The sequence below is a fragment of the Kribbella sp. NPDC054772 genome (assembly GCF_053611945.1).
The window spans coordinates 16,901-37,400 of sequence record NZ_JBSHBJ010000035.1 but is presented as its reverse complement, the minus strand read 5'-3'; the positions used below and the strand labels follow the sequence as shown (position 1 = coordinate 37,400).

Below are 20,500 nucleotides of genomic sequence, written 5' to 3'. Positions count from 1 at the left end.
GCGGTTCTGTTGGTACGGCGTTACGCGACCTGGGCGGGTCGGTGGTAGCCGGGGAGGAGTTCGTCGACGAGGGCGTCGGTTTCGGACTCGGCGCCGCGGGGGCCGCCGTGCTTGGTGAGGGCGGCGTACATCTGGGTGGCCACGTTGGTGACGTCGGCGGTGGTGCCGAAGTGCGACGCCAGGCGGAGCGTGGCTCGCCAGAGTTCCTCCGACGCCGGCGAGAAGCTGAGGCCGGTCTGGAGGGCCGTGCGGGCCAGGTTGCCGTCGTTGTGGCTGAGCGACGCCTCGGCGAGCCGCAGTGCGGCGTCGACGACGGCCTCCGCCATCCGGCGCTCGATGCCGGACGCGGCGAGCCACGAGTACCGGCCACCGGGCAGGTTCGACCACGCCGGGCCGTGGACCAGGCTGAGCGCCGTCGACAGCGCGCCGCGCGGGTCGTCCACCATCGACGCCTGCTTGGCGAGTGTCCGGAACACGTCCCAGTCGACCCGGACGACGCTGCGGTTCAGCATCCAGCGGCCCGACTCATCGGCGTACATCGCATCCACACCGACCCAGCGGCGGGTGTGCTCCAGCGCGGCGTCCCGCAGCTCCTCGCTGATGCCGCGCGGCCAGATCGCACCGGCGAGCACGTTCGGGTGTACGCCGTAGTCCTGGCTGGCGAGGAACGCGATGATCTCCGTCGACAGCGCCACCCGGCCGTCGTCGATGGCACCACGCGCGTCCACCTCGACCGGACCGAGCAGGTCGACCTCGACCGGCGCCGGCTGGCTCAGGTCCGTGGCCGAGAACTCGTACGCCGGCATGTTCTGCTCGGACCGCCGCTTGTCCCGGGCGTCCGTCTCGGCCGCGTCGAACAGCGCGACGAGGTCGGCGAACTGCTCGGGGTTGACGCTGTGCGCGTCGACCTCAAGGCCGAGCAACCGGCAGACCGCCTGGTTCTTCTCGTCCACGACGAACCGCCACGGCGAGTTCAGCACGTCGCCCACCACGACCACCGCGATGCTGCGCTTGGTGTCCGCGGCCAGCCGGTTCAGCTGGTCCTGCTCCTCCGGCGACGGCGGCGCGGACACGAAGATGATCTCCGCGCCCCACAGTGCCGCGTCCGGATGCGACATCCGCGCCTCGGCCACCGAGCCGACGTTGCGCCGCTGGCAGGCCTGGACCTGCGCCTCGGTACGCCGGGCCACCTCGCCCATCGCGTCGTCCAGGCGCACCCAGTAGCTCAACCGCGTCGGCGCCAGCGACGACAGGTCGTCACCGAACCCGACCATGCTGATGTGCGCGCCCTCGGACCACAGGTTGGTCGCCAGCTCGACCGCGAGCGAACCGACCACGTCGCGGGACGCGTTGCCCACGCCGCCGAACGCGACGATCCCGTTCGCGGTGTCGAGGTCGATCAACACGGTCGCGCCGTCCGCGTTCTGCCCAACCGTCACCAGCGTCGGGTACGGCGCCGGCGCGTTCACCTCGCTACTCGGGCCGTATGCGCGGCGCAGCGTCCATCGGGTGCCTTCGGCAATCGCCTGCCACGGTCCGGGCGGGGCGGGCTGCGCCTCGTACGGGTCGAGGACCAGCGTCAGCGCGCGGTCGGTCACCAGCGCGGCGACGACCTTCGGCATCGGCCGCTGCAGCTGCGTCATGTCGGCGCCCAGCTTGCGGAGCGAGTTGTCGACGAACTGCGCGGTCGGCACGTCTGCGGCGAGCCGCAGGCCGACCTCGGTCTGCCGGTGCCCGGCAGCCTTCGGGCCCGGGCCCTGCGCCCAACCGCGGCGCCGCTTCAGCGCGATCGCCAGGCCGGCCGCGAGCAGCGTCGCGCCGAACCCGTAGATGCCCGCGTCCTTGAGGCTGAAACCGCCCTCGTCGACCGCGACCGGCACCGGATCCGGCAGCTGCGTGCCGCCACCGATGGGTTCGCCGTGCTCGTTCTGACCGGTGCCCGGGGCGTGCGGCTCGACCGTCACGCCCGGCTCCCCCGGCTTGACGTTCTTCGCGCCCGGGTCGTTCTTCGCGCTGCCGATGCCGACCGACGAACCCCGCTCGATGCTCTTCTCCGAGAAGCGCCCCGGCGCAGCCGGCTTCGCCTCGGCCGTCGTCTTCGTGGACGGCCGCGCGACGGTCCGGTTCTCGACCTTCGGGGTGACCGGGGTCTTGGTGGTGTGGTCGTCGATGCTGACCCGCACCGTGTGCACACCCGGACCCTTGGCGTCGCCCGGAAGCCGCACCTGCCAGCCCGGCAGGATCAGGTCCGGGTTGGTCAGCCGGCGTCCGTCGGGCTGCAGCTTGTTCTTGTTGAGGTCGTAGATCTCCTTGTACCGGCGGCCTTCGCCCAGGTACCGCTCCGCGATGTCCCAGAGGCAGTCGTAGTTCCGGCCCTGCGGCGGACGGACCTCGGTGTACTTGATGACCTGACCCTTGTGGTCGTGGTTCGTCCGTACGCCGGTGGTCGTCTTTCCATGGCCCGCGAGCACCTTGCTGGCCGGCTCGGTCTGCCGGAACTGCGACGCGGAAGTCTCCTCGTTGCCGTGCCGCGTCGTCACAGCGGTCGGCGCGGCCGGACCACTCGTGGTCACCGCGCTCGCGACCGGCAGGCTGACACCCGCACCTGCGGCGATCAGGACGACGGTGCCGATCAGGCGCCGCGCCAGTGCTTGGGAGCCGCCGCCGAGTGGAACGCGTGGGGACAGCCCGTGCCCCTTGATCTCCGCGACCGCCTCAGCGATCAGGCAGACCACGAAGTGCAGCCAGGCGACCCAGATGAAGAACGCGATGATGCCGAGAACGGTCTGGATGCTCAACTCGCTGAACAGCACGTCACGGCTCGGGATGCTGTCCGGCCACGGCGTACCGAAGAACCGCAGCAGCACGTACGGCACTCCGCCGACGATCGCCAGGATCGCGAGCAGCGCGACGAACCCCTTCAGCCGGTCCGCACCCGGACTCCCCGACCCCCGCTGCGGCAACCGCGCAGCCCGCACCGGCTCATTCGTCCTTACCATCGCTCCTCCATACCCCCACCGTCAGCCACACCCTCGACCGCTGTACCACTCACCACGTCACCCACCGATGGCCTCGACTTCCTGCACAGGCAACCGCTGCACCGCCGTCACGTTCGCCTTGCCGATCGGCTTCCAACCACCCGCGTCCTTGCCGATCCAGTACGAGACCTCCCACGTGATCGTCAGCTTGACGGTGTACATACCGTCCGGCTGGCTCGCGCTGGACTTCTTGTACGTGTGCTTGCAGGGGTTGATCTGGTGGTCCGGGTCCTGCGACTGGTCGTACCCGTCCGGGTCGTCCATCGGTGTCACACCGACCGGGCACTTGAAGGTCCCGGTGCCGTCACCTGGGTCGATCACCATCTCGACGACCATGCCGCGCATCGTCAGGTTGTGCCCGGGGCTGTAGAAGCCGCTCTGGGTGCCGTCGTTCGCGACCGCCTGCGAGCTGTCGGGCGTCAGCGTGAAGAAGGCCGGAACGTTGACGCGCGGCGTGTATGTCGGCATGACCTGGAGCGCGGGCGGCGGATAGTTCGACTTGAACGGCCACCAGAACTGATCCATGTAGTCCGGGAACGGGCACTGGGCCCGATCGGCCTCGTCGACTGCCACGTACGCGCGTTCGAGGTGAGCGTCGGGTCCACCGTTGTAGGTGTCCAGCTTGTAGTCGGTGATCGTGATCCGCATGGCCCAGGATTTGCCGTCCGGCGCCTTCGGCAGCCGGATCCCCTTCGGGATCTCGAAGTCGCGGCACGGGACGAACGGTCGCCCATTCAGCCGCTCTCGCCAGGTCGGTGGGGCCGGAGCATTCGGGTCGACGATGGCCTCGCCCGAGCTGCAGTACGCCCCGAAGCCAACCGAATTCACGTACATACTGCAGACCGAGTTCCCAGTCTGGATGGTGTCTGCGGTGGCGGTGGTGGCGGGGCCAGCCACGAGTAACGCGAGTACCGCGCTCAGGACGAGCAGTGTGCGGCCAACTCGGTTGTGCATCCTCACTCCCCAGACTCGTCTTCCCGCAGATTATCTTCGGCCAGGGGCATCATGCCCGTTGGCGAGTGCCTCGTCACCTCTTCGCAACCTGAAATCCTGGCTTCCGCCCTAGGCCGGATAGCGCACCTGTCCGCACTTGACGCCGTTCGGCGAGGCGAGGCGGTACGGCAACCAGCCGATCCCGGTCTGGATCATCTCGATGACCTCGGGCGAGCCCTTCGGCGCGACCACGGTCCAGTTCTTCGCCTTCGGGTCCCAGTACTGCGTCGTCTGCGAGCGACACGTCTGCACCGCGACCGTGCCGTCCGAGGTGCTGTGGGCACCGACCACGACCACGCTGCCCGGCGGGCGCATCACCCAGCCGTTGCGCTTGGCATCCACGATCTCCTCCGACACGTCGGCGTAGAAGAACGAGGGGAAGCGCTTCTTCAGGATCGTGTCGTCCTTCGACACGAGGGCCTGGAAGTACAGGGGATAGCTGGTCACGAGGCCTTGGACGGCGGGGTTGGAGGCGAAGTTCCCGGCCTTGACGATGACCTGGCCTTTGGGGGCCGTCGTGGGCTTGGCGGTGGTGGCGGGCACGGTTGGCGCGCTGGTGGTTTCCGGTGGCGTGGACGGGGTGTCCGCGGAGATCGTCGTACCGGAGTCGCCGCCGACGGGCTGCGGGAGGCCGCCGTCGGACGAGTCGTTGTTGCAGGCACTCAGCAGGGCGACGCCGATCAGCACGAGGGCCGGGAGGGCAAACCTACGCACGAAGAACAGTCCTCCAGGGTCTAGCGCGTGCTCGTCGGCGCGCTCGAGGTGGGGCCGGACGGGCTGTCCGTCGGCGTGGTCGGGGACGACGGGTCCGGACTCGGGGTCACGTTCGGCTTGCAGGTGCGCGGGAACGGGAACGGCGTCAGCGTCCAGGTCGGGGTCGGTGAGCCGACCGTCCAGGTCGGGCACGGCAGGTCGATCGTCGGCGGGTTCGCGATCGAGGTCGGCGCGCCCGGGCCGTCGGTGGTCGGGTTCACCACGATCGGCGGGATGGTCGGGCTGTCGTCGGCCTTGTCGACGCCTTGCTCGGCGTGCGCCTCGCCGGTGCCTACGGCCTTGAGCGAGTTCTTGCCGATCAGGCCGAGGAACGTGGTCTTGTTGTTGATGTCGACCTGGATCGCGACCTCTTGGTCGGTCAGCGTGGTCGGGCCGCAGGCGGTCACGGCCGGGTCGTTCGACTGCACCTGGCCGCAGAACGTGGAGATCGCGGCGGCGGCCTTGGTGGTGTCGATCTTCGCCTCGGCGACGTTCAGCTGGATCGCGGCGGCGCCGACGCGGGCGGCCTCCTGGGCGTACCCGACCGCGCGGGAGCGCGCGCCGAGCTGCCGGCCGCCGTCGATCACCAGGCCGGCCAGGGTGAAGATCATCACCGCGAGGATCGCGACCGCCGGGCTGAGCGCTCCCCGCGCGAACAACCGGTGGTTGCCAGGCGCATCGATCCGCAGAAACTCGACAACCCGCGACCGCTGCCGCTCAGCAGCAGACACCGCCGCAGCGCGGTCGGCAGGCGTGGGGGTGGGGTCAGGAGCCTTCACCGCGCACCCCCCGGTACGGGTCGAGGGAGGAGGTGAAGCGTTTGGTGATCTTGGTGTCGCCGCCGAGGCCGAGCAGGCCGAGGTCGCGGTAGTTGATCGTGCAGGTGACTTCGACCGACAGCGGCTGGCCGGCCACGAACCCAGTGGTGATGGAGCCGGCCGCAGACTCCTTGCAGGACTTGACGGCCTGCCCCATCGCGCCGGTGACGGCCTCGTCGACGCGGCTCTGGGCGTCCGGCAACGACCGCGACTGGCTGGCGCTGCGGGCACCGTCGCGCGCCGCGCTCTCCAGCAGCGACGAGGTCTGGAAGTACCGCCCGCAGGCGAGCAGGAACATGAACAGCGCGAGCAGCACCGGGGCAAGGATCACCATCTCCAGCGCCATGGTGCCGCGCTGCCCACGGATCCCCAGCTTCCGCTTCATCCTCACACTCACTTGTCGGCTTGGAACTGTTCGATCGGTCCGGTGGCGGTCCGGGTCACCTTGAGCTTCAGTCCGGGCACCAGCGAGACGGTGTCACCGGTCACCGTGAACGACACCATGCCTTCCGGACTGTTGTACGACGGGAACGGGACGCTGGTGTTCTGCAGCGTCGTCCCGCCGAGCTGCTGCGCGTACGACTGGATGTCCGAGCGAACCTTCTCCCCCACGGCCGTGGTGTAGACCGGCGGCTGCACCAGCCGCAGCCGGGACACGCCCTCCTGCGCGGCGTTGAGCGCGACGGAACGCCCGTACAACCAGAGGGCGGTCTGGATGGACACGAAGATCAGCGCGAGGATCGCCGGTGCGAGGATGGCCAGCTCGAGCGTGCTGACCCCCCGCTCCGATCGTTTCCGCTCCGATCGGCGCCGCCGGACCACGGTGGACGTCAGCCCTGGTCGATCTCAGCGGTGCGCTTGGTGATCACGCGCTTCACTACCACGCCGATCGCCAGCGCGGCGGCGACCAGGATCGCCGAGATGATCGCCCACTCGAGTGCGGAGGCGCCCAGGTCGGTCTGCCCCGCACGTGCACGGGCGCGCTGGGTCTGCGCCCGCGCCACCGCGTAGCCGGCCATGGCCCGCCAGAACATCATCTCCGAGATCATCCGCATGCCTTCCGAATCGTGAGGCCGAAGCAGGCCTCAGTATGCCGTGTCAGACGGACGATTCCGCCCTCTGGATCCCTTGCCCTGATCACCGTTCGGTCTAACTTCCCAGGATCGCCACACCGGCCGGGAAGGCCAGGAACAGGAAGAACGCCGCGATCATGACGAGCTGCGCGACCAGCATGGACTGGGAGCGCTCACCCGCCTTGCCTTCCACGTCGGCCAGCTCCTTGCGGCGCAGCGACGCCGCCCGGGCCAGCAGTGAGGCGCGGATCTTCGCGCCCTCGTCTCCCGCGAGCGCCAGCGCGGACGCCAGGTCGCGGAGTTCGTCGACACCCAGGTCCTCGCCGAGCCGGGCCATCGCGTCCCACGGCGTGATGCCGATCAGCCGCGCGTTCGCCAGTGCCTGCCGGATCCGGGCCATCGCCCAGTGGTCACCGATCGTCGACGCGGTCATCAACGCTTCCGGCAGACCGCGGCCGCCGGCCAGGTTCATCGCGACCAGGTCCAGGAAGGACCCGACGACATGCCGGAAGTCCCGGCGCCGCTTCTCGGCCTCCTGGCGCAGCGCCAGGTCCGGCAGGAAGAACGCGAGCGCCATGAACGCCAGCGTCACGATCGCCGGCGCCGCGCCGGGCGCGGTGAGACCAATCGCCGAGAACAGGAACAGCACGATCGGGATGAAGACCAGCGCGCCGAGTGCGAAGAACACCTTGGTGGCGAGCATCGCGGCGAACGGCTGGTTCATCACCGCCAGGTCGCGGCGCAGCTTGCCGAACGCCCAGCCGCGCGCGTTCGCCTCCATCTCGAGCCGTCGGCCCAGCGTCTCGCGGGCCCGGTCGACGCCACCCAGAACCCGTTCGCCCGCCGCGCTGGTCGTTGCGCCACCGGAGTACCCGCCGCGGCCGGCGTCGATCCGCGCGATCGTGGACAGCACGTTCGCCCGCGGCTTGATGAAGATCCGGACCGCGAAGTACGCGCCGAGCCCGGCGATCCCGCCGGTGAGGAAGGCCCACGTCATCCGTTCACCACCTCCATCCGCTCGTCGCCCGACCTATTGGCCCGCTGGTCGAGGTTGACACCGATCAGGAACCGCTCGGGTACCTCGATCTTCGCGAGCCGCCGCAGCCAGATCAGCCCGAGCGCATAGAGCCCGATCACGACCGCCAGCACCACCTGTCCGATGAAGCTCGTGTACGGCTGCATGTACGTCGGGTTGAACAGCACCAGACCGGCCGCCATGACCAGCGTGATCGCGACCACCACCTGCACACTGCGCCTGGTCGAGCGGCGTTCCGCGGCGACCTTCCGGCGTACGTCGAGCTCTTCGCGGGCCGAGTCGGCCAGCGCGCTGAGCACCTCGCGCAGACCCGGGCCACGGAGCCGGGCGTTCAGCACCAGGGCCGCGACGATCAGGTCGGCGGACGGGTCGTCCAGGTCGTCGGCGAACCGCATCAGGGCCGACGGCAACGGTTCGCGGATCCGCAGCCGGTCGACCAGCAGGTTCAGGCCGGGCTTGATCGCCGGGGCCGCGTTCACCGCGGTCGCCGGGATCGCTTGTTCCAGACCGACTGCGCCGGCGATGGTGTCGCGCAGCGCCTCGGTCCACGTGGCCAGCGCCTCGAGCCGGTCGATCGCGCGCCGTTCCTCACCGGTGCCGCCGAAGAAGCGGTCCGCCATCGCGGCCAGCAGGCCGAGCGCGACGGCCAGGACCAGCCAGCGGGTTACCACCAGCACGATCAGGCCGACCGCGATGCCGACGCCGAACCGGATCAGGTTCTTCCGGTTCTCGGCGCTGCGGTTGCGGAACAGCGACGGCGTCTCTTCCTTGCGCTCGGTGCCGCGGATCGCGACGATCAGCAGCAGTACGGCGCCGCCGACCACCGCGCCGCAGATCAGCGCCCCCAGGGTCCGGTCGTTCATCGCGTCACGCCCACGTTCCGTGGACGAGTGGCTGGTACCCGTAGTGCTCGAGCTCGTCCATGCACGCGATCGGCGCGTGCGCCGCGGCGTGCCCGTCCGGTCCGGCCGCGAACACCTCGCCCGACAGCACCCGGCCGTCCCATCCGGTGACCTCGCGAATGCTCTCGACGTACCGGCTGAGGCCGCCGCCGTGCTGGTAGTCGTTGTGCTTGCGGATGAACACGACGAAGTCGAGCGCGCCGGCGATCAGCATCTGGGTGGCGTCCATCGGCAGCCGCTCCAGCGACTGGATGGCGTAGGTGCTGATCCGGTTGAACACCTCCATCGAGCTGTTCGAGTGGATCGTCGACAGCGAGCCGTCGTTGCCCTGGCTCATCGCGTTCAGCATCGTCACGATCTCGTCACCGAGCACCTCACCGACGATCACCCGGCTCGGGTTCATGCGCAGCGATCGGCGGACCAGGTCGGCCATCGTGACCTCGCCGACGCCTTCGGAGTTCGGCAGCCGCTCCTCGAACGCGACCACGTTCGGGTGCAGGTCCTTGAACTCGCCGAGCCCCAGCTCCAGCGAGCGCTCGACCGTGATCAGTCGCTCGTGCGGCTGGATCTCGTTGGCCAGGGCCCGCAGCAGCGTGGTCTTCCCGGAGTTCGTCGCGCCCGCGATCATGATGTTCTTCCGGGCCGCGACCGCCGCCCGCAGGAACGAGCCGACGTCGTCGGAGATGGTGCCGTTGGCCACCAGGTCACGGAGGAAGACCTTGCCCAATCGGGCACGACGAATCGAGACCGCCGGCCGCGAGGTCACGCCCATCACCGCGGACAACCGGGAGCCGTCGGGCAGCCGGAGGTCCAGCTGCGGGTTGGCCGAGTCGAACGGGCGGCTGGTCAGGCCTGCGTGCGCGGCCAGCACCTGGATCAGCTCGACCAGTTCGTCATCGCTCTCGGCGACCGGACCGGGGGTTTCTTCGCGGCCGTCGCCGTACTGCACGAAGACCTGGTCGCAGCCGTTGATGTCGATGTTCTCGACATCGGCGTCGTCGATCAGTGGTTGCAGCCGGCCGACACCGAACAGCGCCGAGTGGATCGCGCCGGCGATCTGCGCGTCGTCGTCCGGGGTCGGCGGCGTCCGGCCCTCGGCCAGCTCGTACCGCGCGTGGTCCTCGAGCACCTGCACGATCAGCGACCGCGCGTACTCCCGCTCGTCCTCCGCACTCATCGGAGGTACGCCGTTCACCTGGTCCCGCCGGCGCTGTTCGTTCAGCCGCTCGGCGACCTGTACGCGCAGCTTGCGGACCAGCTCCTGGTCTGCGCTCACCGGTAATCACCCGGCGGGAACGCCGCGTTGGCCATGTCGAAGTCCTGCGGCGGCGGGCTGGAGACCAGGGACGCCATCTCCGCGGTGATGTCGGTCGCCGTCCGGATCAGCGGCGTCTTGTCGAGCCGGCCGTGACCACGCCCGTCGAAGAACGCCGCACCGGCCGGGTCGTACGCCAGGTGCCACCGGTGCCGCACCGGCACGGACATCGCGTCCAGCACGGTCCACACCTGCTTGACGCCGTCGCGGCGCTTCGGGTCGGCCACCACGACCACACCGAGCTGCGCGTCGACGTGGTGCACCAGGGTGGACAGCCGCTCCCGCAGGTGCGCGACGGACGAACCGGTCGCCGTACACACCAGGACGACGAGGCGTGCGGACTGGATGACCGGCAGCTGCGGTGACGACGCACCGATCCGCCCGCAGTCGGCCAGTACGTCGCCGTTCTGCATCTGGTTGAACGAGATGCCGAGCGGATGCCACAGACCACCCATGCCACCGACCTGCTCCGGCGACCGAACACCGAGCAGTACGTCGAGCCCGCCATCCAACTGCTGGCTGTGCGCGTGGATCACCTCATCGCCGAGACCCTTGCGGCTCGCGGCAGCGAGACTGACCAGCCCGCGGTCGGAGTTGAGCGCCGCACCACCCGGTCCGGTCATCCGGATCGCGACATCGCTACCGGCCGGGTCGCACTCGGCCAGCAGCACCTGCCGCGGCCAGAGCGCACCGAACACGAGGCTGGCCGTCGTCACCCCCGGCGAGCCCTTCGCGCTCGCCAACGCCACCAGTGCCATCAACGTCCTCCGGAGTTCCGGGAGACCTCGGGCTTGGTGGCCGGGGACAGCTTCGCCAGCATCAGCGACTTGGACGCCGCGGCCGCACCGACCAAGGTGACCTTCTCGTCCGGGATCAGGATCGTCACGTTCAGCGAGCTGTTCGCGCTCGTCTTCGAGTCCGTGATCGCGCCCGCGGTCGAGGTCACCTCGGCCGCGGTGACCAGTGTCGTCGCGGCGCCCTCCTGGTTGGCGGTGGGGACCCGGATCACCGCGACGATGTCGCCGACGTTCAGCCCGTCGGACGGCGCCCGGCCGGCCTCGAGGCTGACACCGACCAGCGCGCCGCCGGTCGGGACCGGCGGGTTCGAGTCGGAGGTGAAGTTCTTCGGAGTGACGAACTGGTCCTTGTAGAGCCAGGTCGTCGTGTAGTGACCGATGTACTTCTCGGCCTCCGACCACGGGATCAGGCCGCCGGTCGCACCGGCCAGGTCGCCGCGGGACAGGTCCTTGCGGTCCAGCTTGTGCCCGGGCTCGAGGTCACTGGAGACCGCGACGAAATCCGAGCGGCTGCCACTGTTCAGCGCGATCAGCGCGGAGCCGGCCGCGCCGAGAAGGATCAGGATCACCGCGAGCGCGGCGAGCGCGGGGCGCCGCTCCCGGCTGCTGGGGAGGCGGGCCGAGCCACCGCCCGCCGATCGGCCCGCTGCCCGGGCCCCTTGGGACGAAGTACGCGTGGAGGACGAGAGACTCACCCGCATACCGTAATGGCAGCGTGGTGCCACTCGTGGCGGCAGGCCGGTGCCGTTACCTGGCCGCGACCCGCTTGCGTTCCAGGGTGGTCAGCAGCTCGTTGAACGCGCCCGGACCGCCGTACAACTGGTCTAGATAGGTGTACAGCGCACGCAGCGCGTAACCGACCTGCTGCTGCCATCCGGAGCGCCCCTCCAACCAGGCCGTCAGGGCCCGTCCCTCGACCAACGTGACCGACGCGTTGACCGGCTGGATCAGCCGCTCGCCGCGCGGATCGGGCACCGGGTGGTGCCCGCGGACCTCCCGCACCGCGTCCGCCAGCGCGGCCCGCTCGGCACCGGTGAAAACGTAGTCGAACCCGATCCCGCCGTGGATCTGGTCCAGATAGGTACAGAGCGCGAGGAACAGCTCAACACCGTCGTACTCCGGTCCGTCGTCCGCGACATGCCGTAAGCGCGCGACCATGCTGCGCGCTTCGGAGACACTCCATTGCGAGGAACCGAGCCGGTCGATCATGGCGTCGATCCTAGGGGCCGGTTGGTCGTAAATCGTTAACAGTTCGCGTGCTTCGAGTAGCTGGCGAGTAACCAATTGTTTGCTAGATTCCAGAATTAGTAGGACGTCCTGGTGACAACTGGTGATCACCTGGACACACGGGAGGGGGCTGAGTCATTTGGTCACACCCACGTCGCCGCCCACCACGGCTGCCGATCGCGCCCGTTGGGCGGCCGGTACCGCGTTGGGGATCTTGCACCCGCAGGCGATACCGCTGCGGGACGGCCGGGTCTGGTTGAGCCGGCGCGACGACGTACTGGCGGCGCGCGTGATGCGCTCGCTGGAGCAACTTCTGGCCCGCCGGGCCGCGGACCACGTCTCCGACGACCGGCTGCTCGCCGAAGCGGTCGGGGTCCTGGGGGCCGAGATCGCGCGAACGCGCGACGAGTCGGCAGGCCGCGGTGCGACCGACGCGCTCGACCGGTACCTGCGCGGACCTGGACTGGACCAATCCCGCCGTACCGAGGGCGAAGCGATGCTGCGCGTCGCGCTCAGCGCCGCGGCGGCGGACGACCCCGAGGCGGCCGCTCGGCTGAAGCGCCTCGGCGGCGAGGACCTCCCGGTGCCGTCGTCGCAGATCGTGGCGGCGTCGGCGACGATCAGCCGCGATGCCCAACTCGTCGGGCTGAGTCCACCGCCACCACCCCAGCGAGCCGGACGGCATCGCCCACAGGTCGGTAACAACCACCGAAGAGGGCGAGGGTACGGACGGAGGTTGTGGACCTCGCAGATCCGCGGCACGGGCCTGGTGACCGGTGCCGAGGGACGAACAGAGTCCACTCTCCCGCTGGACGAGTCACGCGCGCTCCGCGCGTTGCTGGCGTTGAACGAGGTCGACCTGTCCGGGTCGCTGACCGGTGCTCCGGACGTCGACTTCCAGAACAACCAGGCGATCCTGCCGACGACCGCGACCGACGTACCGCAGCACGTCCAGGTCGAGATCGGTGAGACCACTCTGGGCGCGATGGGCCAGAGCATCATCCGGTCCGGTACGGCGAGTGACCCGCACATCTTGCGGATCTCCTCGCAGGTCGCCGACTCACAGCTGCGGCACGTCTGGACGCACCAGCTGGCCCAGATGACGCAGGAGATCGCGGCCGCCGAGGCCGGCCGCCCGCGTGGCGTCCTCGGCAAGCTCCGCTCCGCGTTCGGTACCGAGCGCCGCGACCGCCGGCTGCAGGCCGACCAGGCCACGTACCAAATGCTGGTCCGGGACTGGCGCGACGCGCGCACCGAGATCCTCACCTTCGGTCAGCCGAGCGGGCCGCGCAGCGTCGCGGACATCGAACGCGACCTGACCGGTCTGGCCAGGACGATCCGCCGGCACGGTGGCGGCGAGCCTGCTCTCCCCTGGACCGCCGAGGCGATCGTCGGCCCGGAAGCGACCGCGCTCGGCCTCGCCGCTGCCCGCGCCGAGGCCGAGGCCAAGCCGGCCCGCGGAACCAACGCCCACCTGCGCAACCAGGTCCTCACCCAGATCGAGTCCCTCGAGTCCACGGTCGCGGAGCTCGAGGACCAGTCCGACACCAAGAACGACACTGCGCAGAAGGCCAGGGAGCAGGCCGACAAGCTCGACGAGTCGGCCGATGCCGAGGAGCAACAGCTCGACATCGGCGCCGCCGAACGGGCCCGCGTACTGCGGAAGACCGCGACCGGGCTGCGGCGCAAGGCCGACCGGCACACGGAGATCCGCGACGGGTACGGCGTGGCGGCGGTCGAGGCACAGCAAGCCCTCGAGAGCTACCAGTCGCTGCTGAGTGACATCGACGGTGGCGCCCCGCAGTCCCAGATCGCCGCGCAGGCAGCAGCGGCTCAGCACCAGGTCGGTCTGTTCGAGACCAGTCGCGACGCGGCGCTGCCGGCCAAGGACTTCCTGCGCACCGGCGTGCCCGAGGGCGAGCCGGTCAAGCTGCCGGTCGACCGGATCAACAAGCTGCTGGCCGCGCACCGGATCAAGAGCAAGTTGCCCGTCCGCGGCCCACAGCCGCTGATGAGTGCGGAGTACCGCCGGCTGCTGTCCGAGGACGGCATGGTGTTCTCGATCCCGGGCAGCTCGGACGACCCGCTCGCGAAGATGCCGCAGGTGCGGCTCCGGATGCGGCCGCGCAACATCCGAGAGATCACCACCCGCGACTTCGACCTGGCCGAGCAGATGTCCGGCACGCTCGGCGAGGGTGGCATGAGCATCGCCACCACGAACACGCACTCGACGAGTCAGACCGTCGGCGTGAACCTGGGGCCGATCCTCGCACTGGCCGCTCCCGGTACGCCGGTGCACGCCGCCGCGCAGCTCATCTCGCCCAAGGTCGAGGTGACCCGCGGTCGCACGCTGGCCGAGACCGGTGGCGCCACGGCGCACTACCAGTCCGGCTGGGTGGACGTGATGCGCGGCGAGTCCCTGCTGTACGAGTGGGACGGCGTCCTCGAGATCGAGGTCCGCAAGTCCCCCACCGAGCCGTGGTCGCCGGTCGAGACCACCGATCTCGAGAAGCAGCAGACCTGGGTGTCGAGCGCGTACAGCGTGAAGCCTCCGGCGGAGACCGTCTCGCTGGCCGAGCTCGGGTACGGCGATCAGGTCACCGGGGTGTTCCCGCGGCACACGGTCACCAGCTTCACCGGACTGCACGGCGTCACCGACCGGCTGGTCGCGCGCGCCCAGCAGCAGTACGGCGACCTGGACCAGGTCGCGTACGCGCACATCGCCGGCCTGATCCAGAACGACTCGCACCGGTTGCTGCGCGAGATCACCCAGCCGGGTGGGCTCACCCGGCGGTTCACCAACGGCGACAACACGGAGTACGAGCTCACCTGGGAACTCGAGCCGGTCTGGCGTACGGCGGAACTCGCCGGCGAGTCCAGCTCGGAGATGTGGCAGGAGGAGGTGCTCGTCGACTTCGGCGGCATCAACGCCGGCCAGATCTACGGCACCTCTCTGACCGGAGTCGCATCGGTCGGTTTCCCGGGCGTTCCGGACCCGGGCCACCTGGCACCCGGCGTGAACGCCTTGAACAACGTCCGCGGGTCCGGCGTGAACCTCGGGCCGCGGGTGTCCGCCGGGCGCAACGTGTCGCGCCAGGGCGGCCAGACCACGAGCATGACCACGATCGTCCCGAGCGTGCAGCGCAACGAGGGCCCGACCCAGGGTGTGCTGCTCGGCTTCCGGGCGAAGGCGACGCTGCAGAAGGTCGGCGACAAGCGGCCACCGATCGTCGAGCGGGACCTGGTCACCGGTCTGCTGCGGATCCCGGAGAACGACCTGCTGCGGGCCGGCGGCCGCGCGGACAAGAACGCCGTCCAGCGGGAAGCCGACGGCACCGTCAAGCTGCACAAGGGCCGGGTGCTGCTGCGCGGCGACCCGGACCCCTCGACGGTTCCGCACAACGCACCGCCGTGGATGGGCAACGGCGAGCACCAGCTGCGGGGCTCCGGCCGCGCGATGGCGCAGAACCTCCAGGGTGCCGACGAGACCCGCGAGGATGCGTTGGAAGGGCTGCGCGGGCTCGGCCTCGTTCCGCGGCCCGGCGAGAAGAGTGCGCCGTGGCAGCGGGCCAACTTGGAACGCATCAAGCAGCAGATCAACGCACCGCGGATCGAGGCCGGGTTCAACCAGGCCGCGCAGGGCGGGCTGATCGTCGTCCTCGAGGACCGCGGGCTCGCCGGTGCGCCGCGATGGCGGCCGTTCCGGTTGTCGGCCACTCCGGACTACGACGAGCAGAAAGAGTCGTACGAGGTCGAGGATCTCGGGACGAGTACGAGCGAGGCCGCCGTACTGCTCGGGATCAGCTCGCGGGCCACCCAGCGCACGATCGGGCGGTCCAAGTCGATCCCGGTCTCGGCCGGTGTCGAGGCCAAGCACGGTCCGCCGAAGGGCGTCGCCGGGTGGATGGCGAAGATCGGCGTCAAGTTCAGCCGGAACGCCGTCGGCCGGAGTACGACGTACACCTCCGGGGAGCGGCTCAACGACGTCGGCCTGGGTGAGAGCACCGAGCCGATCGACCACCTCCGGCAGAAGGTCCGGTTCACCTTCGCGGAGATCACCAACCGCGGTGACGGCCCGCTGCTGGCGGACGTCCGCGGCAGCGTCGACGTCGCGTACCCGAGCTCGCTGACCCGTGCGGCCGCGCCGGTGTTCGAGAAGAACCCGAAGCCGCCGCACCCGTCGGCCGTCGAGCAGGCGATCCCGTTCGCGGTCGACGCCGGGAACGCGGCCGACGCGCTCTGCGCCGCGATCCCCGCGATCCGTTCGGACTCGACGGCGCTGCCGGCGCTGCACGAGGCGCTGTCACCGAACAGCCTGATGGCGAACCGGGACTGGATGAACGGGAGCTACCGGCTGCCGTTCACGGTGGTCCAGGCGCCGGGCAACCCGCTGCACGCGCTCACCGACGGCACGCTCCTGCCGCAGGACTACGAGATCGTGATCCGTGGCGAGGCGGTCAGCCTGACCCACGTCGCGATGACGCAGGACAACACCGTCGACATCAACTTCACGATGTCCGACGTGGGCTACACCTCGGGGACGTCGGCGTCCGGCGGTTTCAGCGTGGAGGCGGGCGCCGGCTCGGTCGCTGCCGACACCAGCACGACGTCCGGCGGCGTCTCGGGAGGCCGGACCGGCGGTACGTCGCAGTCGACCACGGTCAGCGAGACGTCCGGTGAAGAGCGGCTGCTGATCAACCCCGGCACGCACCACGAGTTCCTCGAGCGGCACCGGATGGTCGCCGACATCGTGCACAACGGGAAGGTGGTCCGGTCCGTACCGCTGCCCGACGCGATGGCCGAGAAGTCGATGGCCGAGCGACGGGCGCTGGAGCTCTACGCGAGCGGGAAGCTGGACCTGCCGCTCTGGGTCACCACGGACGTGGCCGAGCGGTACCTGAACGGCCGCACCACCATGGACGCGCAGGTCGCGCTCGGCTTCGTGCACCGGTACCGGCAGGACAAGGCCGGCGTCGACACGGGTCTCGCGCCCACGCACACGCCGGAGCGGTTCGCGGCGAAGCTCAACGAGCAGACCGGGGCCGAGCCCCAGCCGGATCTGGGCGCCGACGACCAACTGACAGCGGCGATGCAGGCGGCCGAGGTACTCGCCCAGCAGCCGCGCGTGATGCATACCTCCGAGGTGTACGACGAGAGCCTGGGCGCCGGCGAGGTCGAGTCGGTGACGGTCGAGGGCGATCCGGACCAGCTGGTCAACCTCGGGACGCTGGTCGGTCCGCAGATCGACGAGATCGCCCCCGGTCTGCGCGACGCCAGCTTGCAACTCCAGCACGCGCTGGACACCCGCCTCAACAAGCGCAGCTACCAGGGCCATCTCGAGGACATGCTCAGCCCGGGCGGGGCCGAGATGGCCATCGAGGTACCACTCCAAGGGCAGCAGCGACCCGACGTGCTGTTCGTCAAGATCTGGGCGCGCTTCGAGGGCGATGTCACGGTCGAGTCCGTCCCGACCGACGAGAACGGCAACATCCTCACGGACGCCGAGGGCAAGCCGAAGATCCCGACCGTGAACGCCGGCGGCGTCAAACAGACCTACGACTACGAACAGAAGGACCAGGCCGCCAACCGCACCGTGGCGATCAGCGGCGGCGTCAACGGCGGCACCCCGACCGCCCTCGGTGACGGCTCGGCCGGATTGTCGACGGACCTGACCACGACGAACACCTCCGCCGAGAGTACGCAGAACACGAACCTGCGGCGGCTGGGCCAGTTCAAGAAGACCATGGCCAACCGGACCATCGTGTTCACGACCGAGGTGGTCCGCGTCCAGAACGCCGGCGCGGCGGCGATGGCCAGCGCCCGCTGGCAGCTCCGCCGGATCGACCCCGCCGACATCACCAGCACGTCGTCGCGGCGCGAGCTGCGCGCGCAGCTCCGGACGACGATCCCGACCGACGAGCTGAAGGACGGTCCGCGGCCGGCGGAGAACCAGCAGGCGCTCGAGGCGCGGGCCGACCACCGCGGGTTCCGGCTGCCCGAAGGTGCGATGGTCCTGCGGTACGCCTCGCACGGCGTGGGCGAGAAGCGGCAGGACCAGCTGTACGACAACCTGAGCGCGTACCTGCGGCGGCCCGAGTATCTCGGCCGGGCCGGCATGGCGGAGTACCGGCACGTCGTCCGGCCGATGCTGAAGGCGAGCGCGGTGAAGGCCAAGGTCGGGCGGCTGATGGACGGCGGCATCGACCTGCCACCGTTGGCGAAGCCGGGCAACGGGAACACGATGATCAGCGTCAACGTGGAGGCCGAAGCAGGCACCATGACGCTGATCGACGAACCGATGGAGGGCCAGCAGGGACACGTCTGGCGAGGCCAGCACGTACGCCGCTCCGGCTCGGCCAGGAACCGGCGTACCCCGGTCGCCGCGAACGGTGGAGTGGATGCCGGACTCGTGTCGGTCGGCGGTTCGATCGGTGAGCAGGTCAAGGAGCAGATCAGCGACGCCAACGGCACCCGGCTCGAGCTCAGCCGGTTCGCCGAGGGCCAACTGGTGACGGTCCACATCCCGATCAGTTACCACGCCACGATCCGGACCACGACCGACAACGGCCGCGGTGAGCCGGCCACCAAGAAGACCGACTACGTGCCCAACATCGCGAACGGTCAGCTGTACGTCCGGATGCTGCGGCACCAGTTCCTCGACAGTCTCCGGCAGATGGAGAGGGGTGCCTCGCTCGACAGCGTGCTCGCGAACGCCCGGTTGCAGGCCGTACCGGAGAAACTCGGGCGGCCGGACATCACCACGACCGAGTACGGGCAGGGCAAATCCGGGCAGGTCTACCAGCCGTACCGTCCGCTCCTGGACGCGCTCGACCGGGCGCGGAGCACCGGGAAGCCGGTGGTGCTGAAGGTCCGGGAGGACGACGGTACGGAGCGCCTGTACCAGGCGATTCCCGGCGATCCCAGCAAGGGCACACCGCCGACGTTGCTCGGTGTGAACGACGGTGGCTTCGCGTCCGCGTTCGCGAGTCTGCACCCGACCGTGGTGCAGATGGCCGAGGGACGGGTCGACCTGCGCCGGCTCTACAACACCTCGTCGACCGAGGGCAGTTTCAACGCCAAGGTGGCCGCCGAGCTCGAGCGCGCCGGCGTACCCCGGGACGTGTTGAAGGCGGTGGACTACACGACCGCCGCGTGGACTCTGGCACCGCCGTCCGAGCACCCCGCCCGGCCGTCGGTCGGTGGCGCGGCGGGCCACACGATCACCACAACCAGCCACGGCCCGTCGCTGGCCGGGCCGTGACGGCGATCATGGAACCAGGCACACGAGAGGGGCGGTATGGCATTCGCGGTGGCGCGGACCCGGGACGAGGCACAGCTGTATCTGGAACTGCATCCCTGCCCGGACTGCGGGGAGACCGAGGCGCCCTGGGAGCAGGCGCTGGTCGAGATCGAGGGTGAGCTCGCCAGCAGCTGGTTCGCCGTCTGCCCTGGGTGCGCCGCGGAACGCGAGTACCTGTTCGGGCTGCCGGCCCGCGAGACCGCAGTACAGGGCTGGCCGACGTTCGGGGGTCCGGAGCCGTCGGAGGTTCTGGACGCCGGGCAGTGGCTCGACGTGGCCGACCGTGCCGCCGCCGAGGTCCCGACGGATCCCACCGAGGCCGGTAAGGTGCTGGCCGTCGCGCAGGCGGCCGTCAGCGAGGTGATCAAGTTCGTGCCGGCCGGTGCGGACGCCGTACCGGACGACGAGTTCTGGACGCCGGAGGGGCTGGCGGTCCGGGAGGCGGATCCGGGGCGGTTCCGGCTGGAGCGGTTGCTGATCGTCCGCGACGAGTACGGCCGGCTGGGCCGGGACATCTAGCGTCACCTAGGGACACAGGAGCGAGACAAGAATGCTGACCGCGAGGACCCTGATCGAGGCGCAGGTGTACTTGAGTCTGGTGGCCGCCGCCGACCCGAACGTGCCCTCGGTACCCCCGGAGGAGCCGCAGCCGGGCGTCAACACGACGGAGGGCCCGGACGCCTGGGTGTACTCGACGCCGGCCGGGGACATCAGCATCTCGTATGCCTCCGAGAAGACGGCGACGACGCTCGGTCTGCATTTCGGCCTGGGGCGGTCGCGGCTGATCGACGCGGCGCAGTGGGCGATGGTCGCGCGCTCGTATGCCCAGAAGGCGCTGGACGTCGACATGGCCTACACCGGCGCGGCCGAGCAGGACCGCTCTGTGATCGAGCTGAACTGGGAGTTCGCGGCCGAGGCGATCGGCGAGGCGATCAAGTTTCTGCCGGACGATGCCGACGAAGTACCGGACTCGGAGATCTGGTCGGCGTACGGCGCTCGGGCGAAGATCAGCCACCCGAACCTGGTGCACCGCGCCAAGCTGCAGGACGACCTCGAGTACTTCCGCGGCGTGCTGGCGGACTTCCGCGCGTTGTACAGGGATTCATGATGTGACAAAGCCCACCGGCAATTGTTAACTCCTTCGGTGGGATATCTATCTGCTAATTGAACAGAAGGTTGCTAATCTCCCGATCCACAGCATCCGGTGACAGACGGTAAGTCCCGGCGTCCGGAACGGGGAGATCTGCG

16 protein-coding genes are annotated in these 20,500 nt (G+C 69.8%); 3 read left to right on the top strand and 13 right to left on the bottom strand.

The features are described from left to right. Window positions 1-20: 20 nt before the first annotated feature. From ACWGID_RS34855 to ACWGID_RS34795, 13 genes are all read right to left on the bottom strand, one after another. Window positions 21-2,999: a hypothetical protein gene (locus tag ACWGID_RS34855; protein ID WP_452203601.1), complete on the bottom strand. Its 2,979-nt coding sequence runs from the start codon at window positions 2,997-2,999 to the stop codon at window positions 21-23. Between the two features lie 57 nt (window positions 3,000-3,056). Beyond that, window positions 3,057-3,872 carry a hypothetical protein gene (locus ACWGID_RS34850; protein WP_452203655.1) on the bottom strand — a complete coding sequence of 272 codons (816 nt, stop codon included), beginning with the start codon at window positions 3,870-3,872 and terminating at the stop codon, window positions 3,057-3,059. Between the two features lie 228 nt (window positions 3,873-4,100). Further along, on the bottom strand, window positions 4,101-4,745 hold the full coding sequence (locus ACWGID_RS34845; RefSeq protein ID WP_452203600.1) for a hypothetical protein: 645 nt from the start codon (window positions 4,743-4,745) through the stop codon (window positions 4,101-4,103). Window positions 4,746-4,765: 20 nt separating this feature from the next. Further along, window positions 4,766-5,515, bottom strand: a complete 750-nt coding sequence (locus ACWGID_RS34840) for a pilus assembly protein TadG-related protein (protein WP_452203599.1) — start codon at window positions 5,513-5,515, stop codon at window positions 4,766-4,768. A 34-nt stretch (window positions 5,516-5,549) separates the two neighbouring features. Continuing rightward, complete coding sequence (locus ACWGID_RS34835; RefSeq protein ID WP_452203598.1) at window positions 5,550-5,987, bottom strand: TadE/TadG family type IV pilus assembly protein; 438 nt, start codon at window positions 5,985-5,987, stop codon at window positions 5,550-5,552. A gap of 8 nt (window positions 5,988-5,995) precedes the next feature. Next, entirely contained in the window at window positions 5,996-6,424 is a 429-nt protein-coding gene (locus ACWGID_RS34830; RefSeq protein ID WP_452203597.1) for a TadE/TadG family type IV pilus assembly protein, read from the bottom strand. A gap of 8 nt (window positions 6,425-6,432) precedes the next feature. Then, complete coding sequence (locus ACWGID_RS34825) at window positions 6,433-6,657, bottom strand: hypothetical protein (protein WP_452203596.1); 225 nt, start codon at window positions 6,655-6,657, stop codon at window positions 6,433-6,435. 94 nt (window positions 6,658-6,751) lie between these two features. Beyond that, a complete protein-coding gene (locus ACWGID_RS34820) occupies window positions 6,752-7,672 on the bottom strand; it encodes a type II secretion system F family protein (RefSeq protein ID WP_452203595.1) in 921 nt (306 codons plus the stop codon). Next, window positions 7,669-8,574 carry a type II secretion system F family protein gene (locus ACWGID_RS34815; RefSeq protein ID WP_452203594.1) on the bottom strand — a complete coding sequence of 302 codons (906 nt, stop codon included), beginning with the start codon at window positions 8,572-8,574 and terminating at the stop codon, window positions 7,669-7,671. Before ACWGID_RS34815 ends, ACWGID_RS34820 begins: the two co-directional genes overlap by 4 nt. A gap of 4 nt (window positions 8,575-8,578) precedes the next feature. Then, complete coding sequence (locus ACWGID_RS34810) at window positions 8,579-9,889, bottom strand: CpaF family protein (protein ID WP_452203593.1); 1,311 nt, start codon at window positions 9,887-9,889, stop codon at window positions 8,579-8,581. After that, window positions 9,886-10,686: a hypothetical protein gene (locus ACWGID_RS34805; RefSeq protein WP_452203592.1), complete on the bottom strand. Its 801-nt coding sequence runs from the start codon at window positions 10,684-10,686 to the stop codon at window positions 9,886-9,888. The genes ACWGID_RS34810 and ACWGID_RS34805 overlap by 4 nt, the downstream gene beginning before the upstream one ends. Then, window positions 10,686-11,426 carry a hypothetical protein gene (locus tag ACWGID_RS34800; protein ID WP_452203591.1) on the bottom strand — a complete coding sequence of 247 codons (741 nt, stop codon included), beginning with the start codon at window positions 11,424-11,426 and terminating at the stop codon, window positions 10,686-10,688. Before ACWGID_RS34800 ends, ACWGID_RS34805 begins: the two co-directional genes overlap by 1 nt. A gap of 46 nt (window positions 11,427-11,472) precedes the next feature. Beyond that, on the bottom strand, window positions 11,473-11,934 hold the full coding sequence (locus tag ACWGID_RS34795; RefSeq protein ID WP_452203590.1) for a hypothetical protein: 462 nt from the start codon (window positions 11,932-11,934) through the stop codon (window positions 11,473-11,475). 223 nt (window positions 11,935-12,157) lie between these two features. On the opposite strand from ACWGID_RS34795, the gene ACWGID_RS34790 reads away from it, so the two are divergent. From ACWGID_RS34790 to ACWGID_RS34780, 3 genes are read left to right on the top strand one after another with little or no spacing between them, the layout of a single operon-like run. Further along, window positions 12,158-19,213, top strand: coding sequence for a hypothetical protein (locus ACWGID_RS34790; protein WP_452203589.1), 7,056 nt, complete (start codon window positions 12,158-12,160; stop codon window positions 19,211-19,213). Between the two features lie 36 nt (window positions 19,214-19,249). Then, window positions 19,250-19,771 carry a hypothetical protein gene (locus tag ACWGID_RS34785; protein WP_452203588.1) on the top strand — a complete coding sequence of 174 codons (522 nt, stop codon included), beginning with the start codon at window positions 19,250-19,252 and terminating at the stop codon, window positions 19,769-19,771. 31 nt (window positions 19,772-19,802) lie between these two features. Further along, the gene (locus ACWGID_RS34780) at window positions 19,803-20,360 is read left to right on the top strand and encodes a hypothetical protein (protein ID WP_452203587.1); all 558 of its coding nucleotides are present in this window, start codon (window positions 19,803-19,805) and stop codon (window positions 20,358-20,360) included. Window positions 20,361-20,500 lie beyond the last annotated feature (140 nt).

What these genes read in the sequence shown, in the direction of transcription:
- ACWGID_RS34855 (WP_452203601.1), bottom strand. Translation starts at nt 2,999, where the DNA reads ATGGTAAGGACGAATGAGCCGGTGCGGGCTGCGCGGTTGCCGCAGCGG.
- ACWGID_RS34850 (WP_452203655.1), bottom strand. Translation starts at nt 3,872, where the DNA reads ATGTACGTGAATTCGGTTGGCTTCGGGGCGTACTGCAGCTCGGGCGAG.
- ACWGID_RS34835 (WP_452203598.1), bottom strand. Translation starts at nt 5,987, where the DNA reads ATGAAGCGGAAGCTGGGGATCCGTGGGCAGCGCGGCACCATGGCGCTG.
- ACWGID_RS34825 (WP_452203596.1), bottom strand. Translation starts at nt 6,657, where the DNA reads ATGCGGATGATCTCGGAGATGATGTTCTGGCGGGCCATGGCCGGCTAC.
- ACWGID_RS34820 (WP_452203595.1), bottom strand. Translation starts at nt 7,672, where the DNA reads ATGACGTGGGCCTTCCTCACCGGCGGGATCGCCGGGCTCGGCGCGTAC.
- ACWGID_RS34815 (WP_452203594.1), bottom strand. Translation starts at nt 8,574, where the DNA reads ATGAACGACCGGACCCTGGGGGCGCTGATCTGCGGCGCGGTGGTCGGC.
- ACWGID_RS34805 (WP_452203592.1), bottom strand. Translation starts at nt 10,686, where the DNA reads ATGGCACTGGTGGCGTTGGCGAGCGCGAAGGGCTCGCCGGGGGTGACG.
- ACWGID_RS34800 (WP_452203591.1), bottom strand. Translation starts at nt 11,426, where the DNA reads ATGCGGGTGAGTCTCTCGTCCTCCACGCGTACTTCGTCCCAAGGGGCC.
- ACWGID_RS34795 (WP_452203590.1), bottom strand. Translation starts at nt 11,934, where the DNA reads ATGATCGACCGGCTCGGTTCCTCGCAATGGAGTGTCTCCGAAGCGCGC.
- ACWGID_RS34785 (WP_452203588.1), top strand. Translation starts at nt 19,250, where the DNA reads ATGGCATTCGCGGTGGCGCGGACCCGGGACGAGGCACAGCTGTATCTG.
- ACWGID_RS34780 (WP_452203587.1), top strand. Translation starts at nt 19,803, where the DNA reads ATGCTGACCGCGAGGACCCTGATCGAGGCGCAGGTGTACTTGAGTCTG.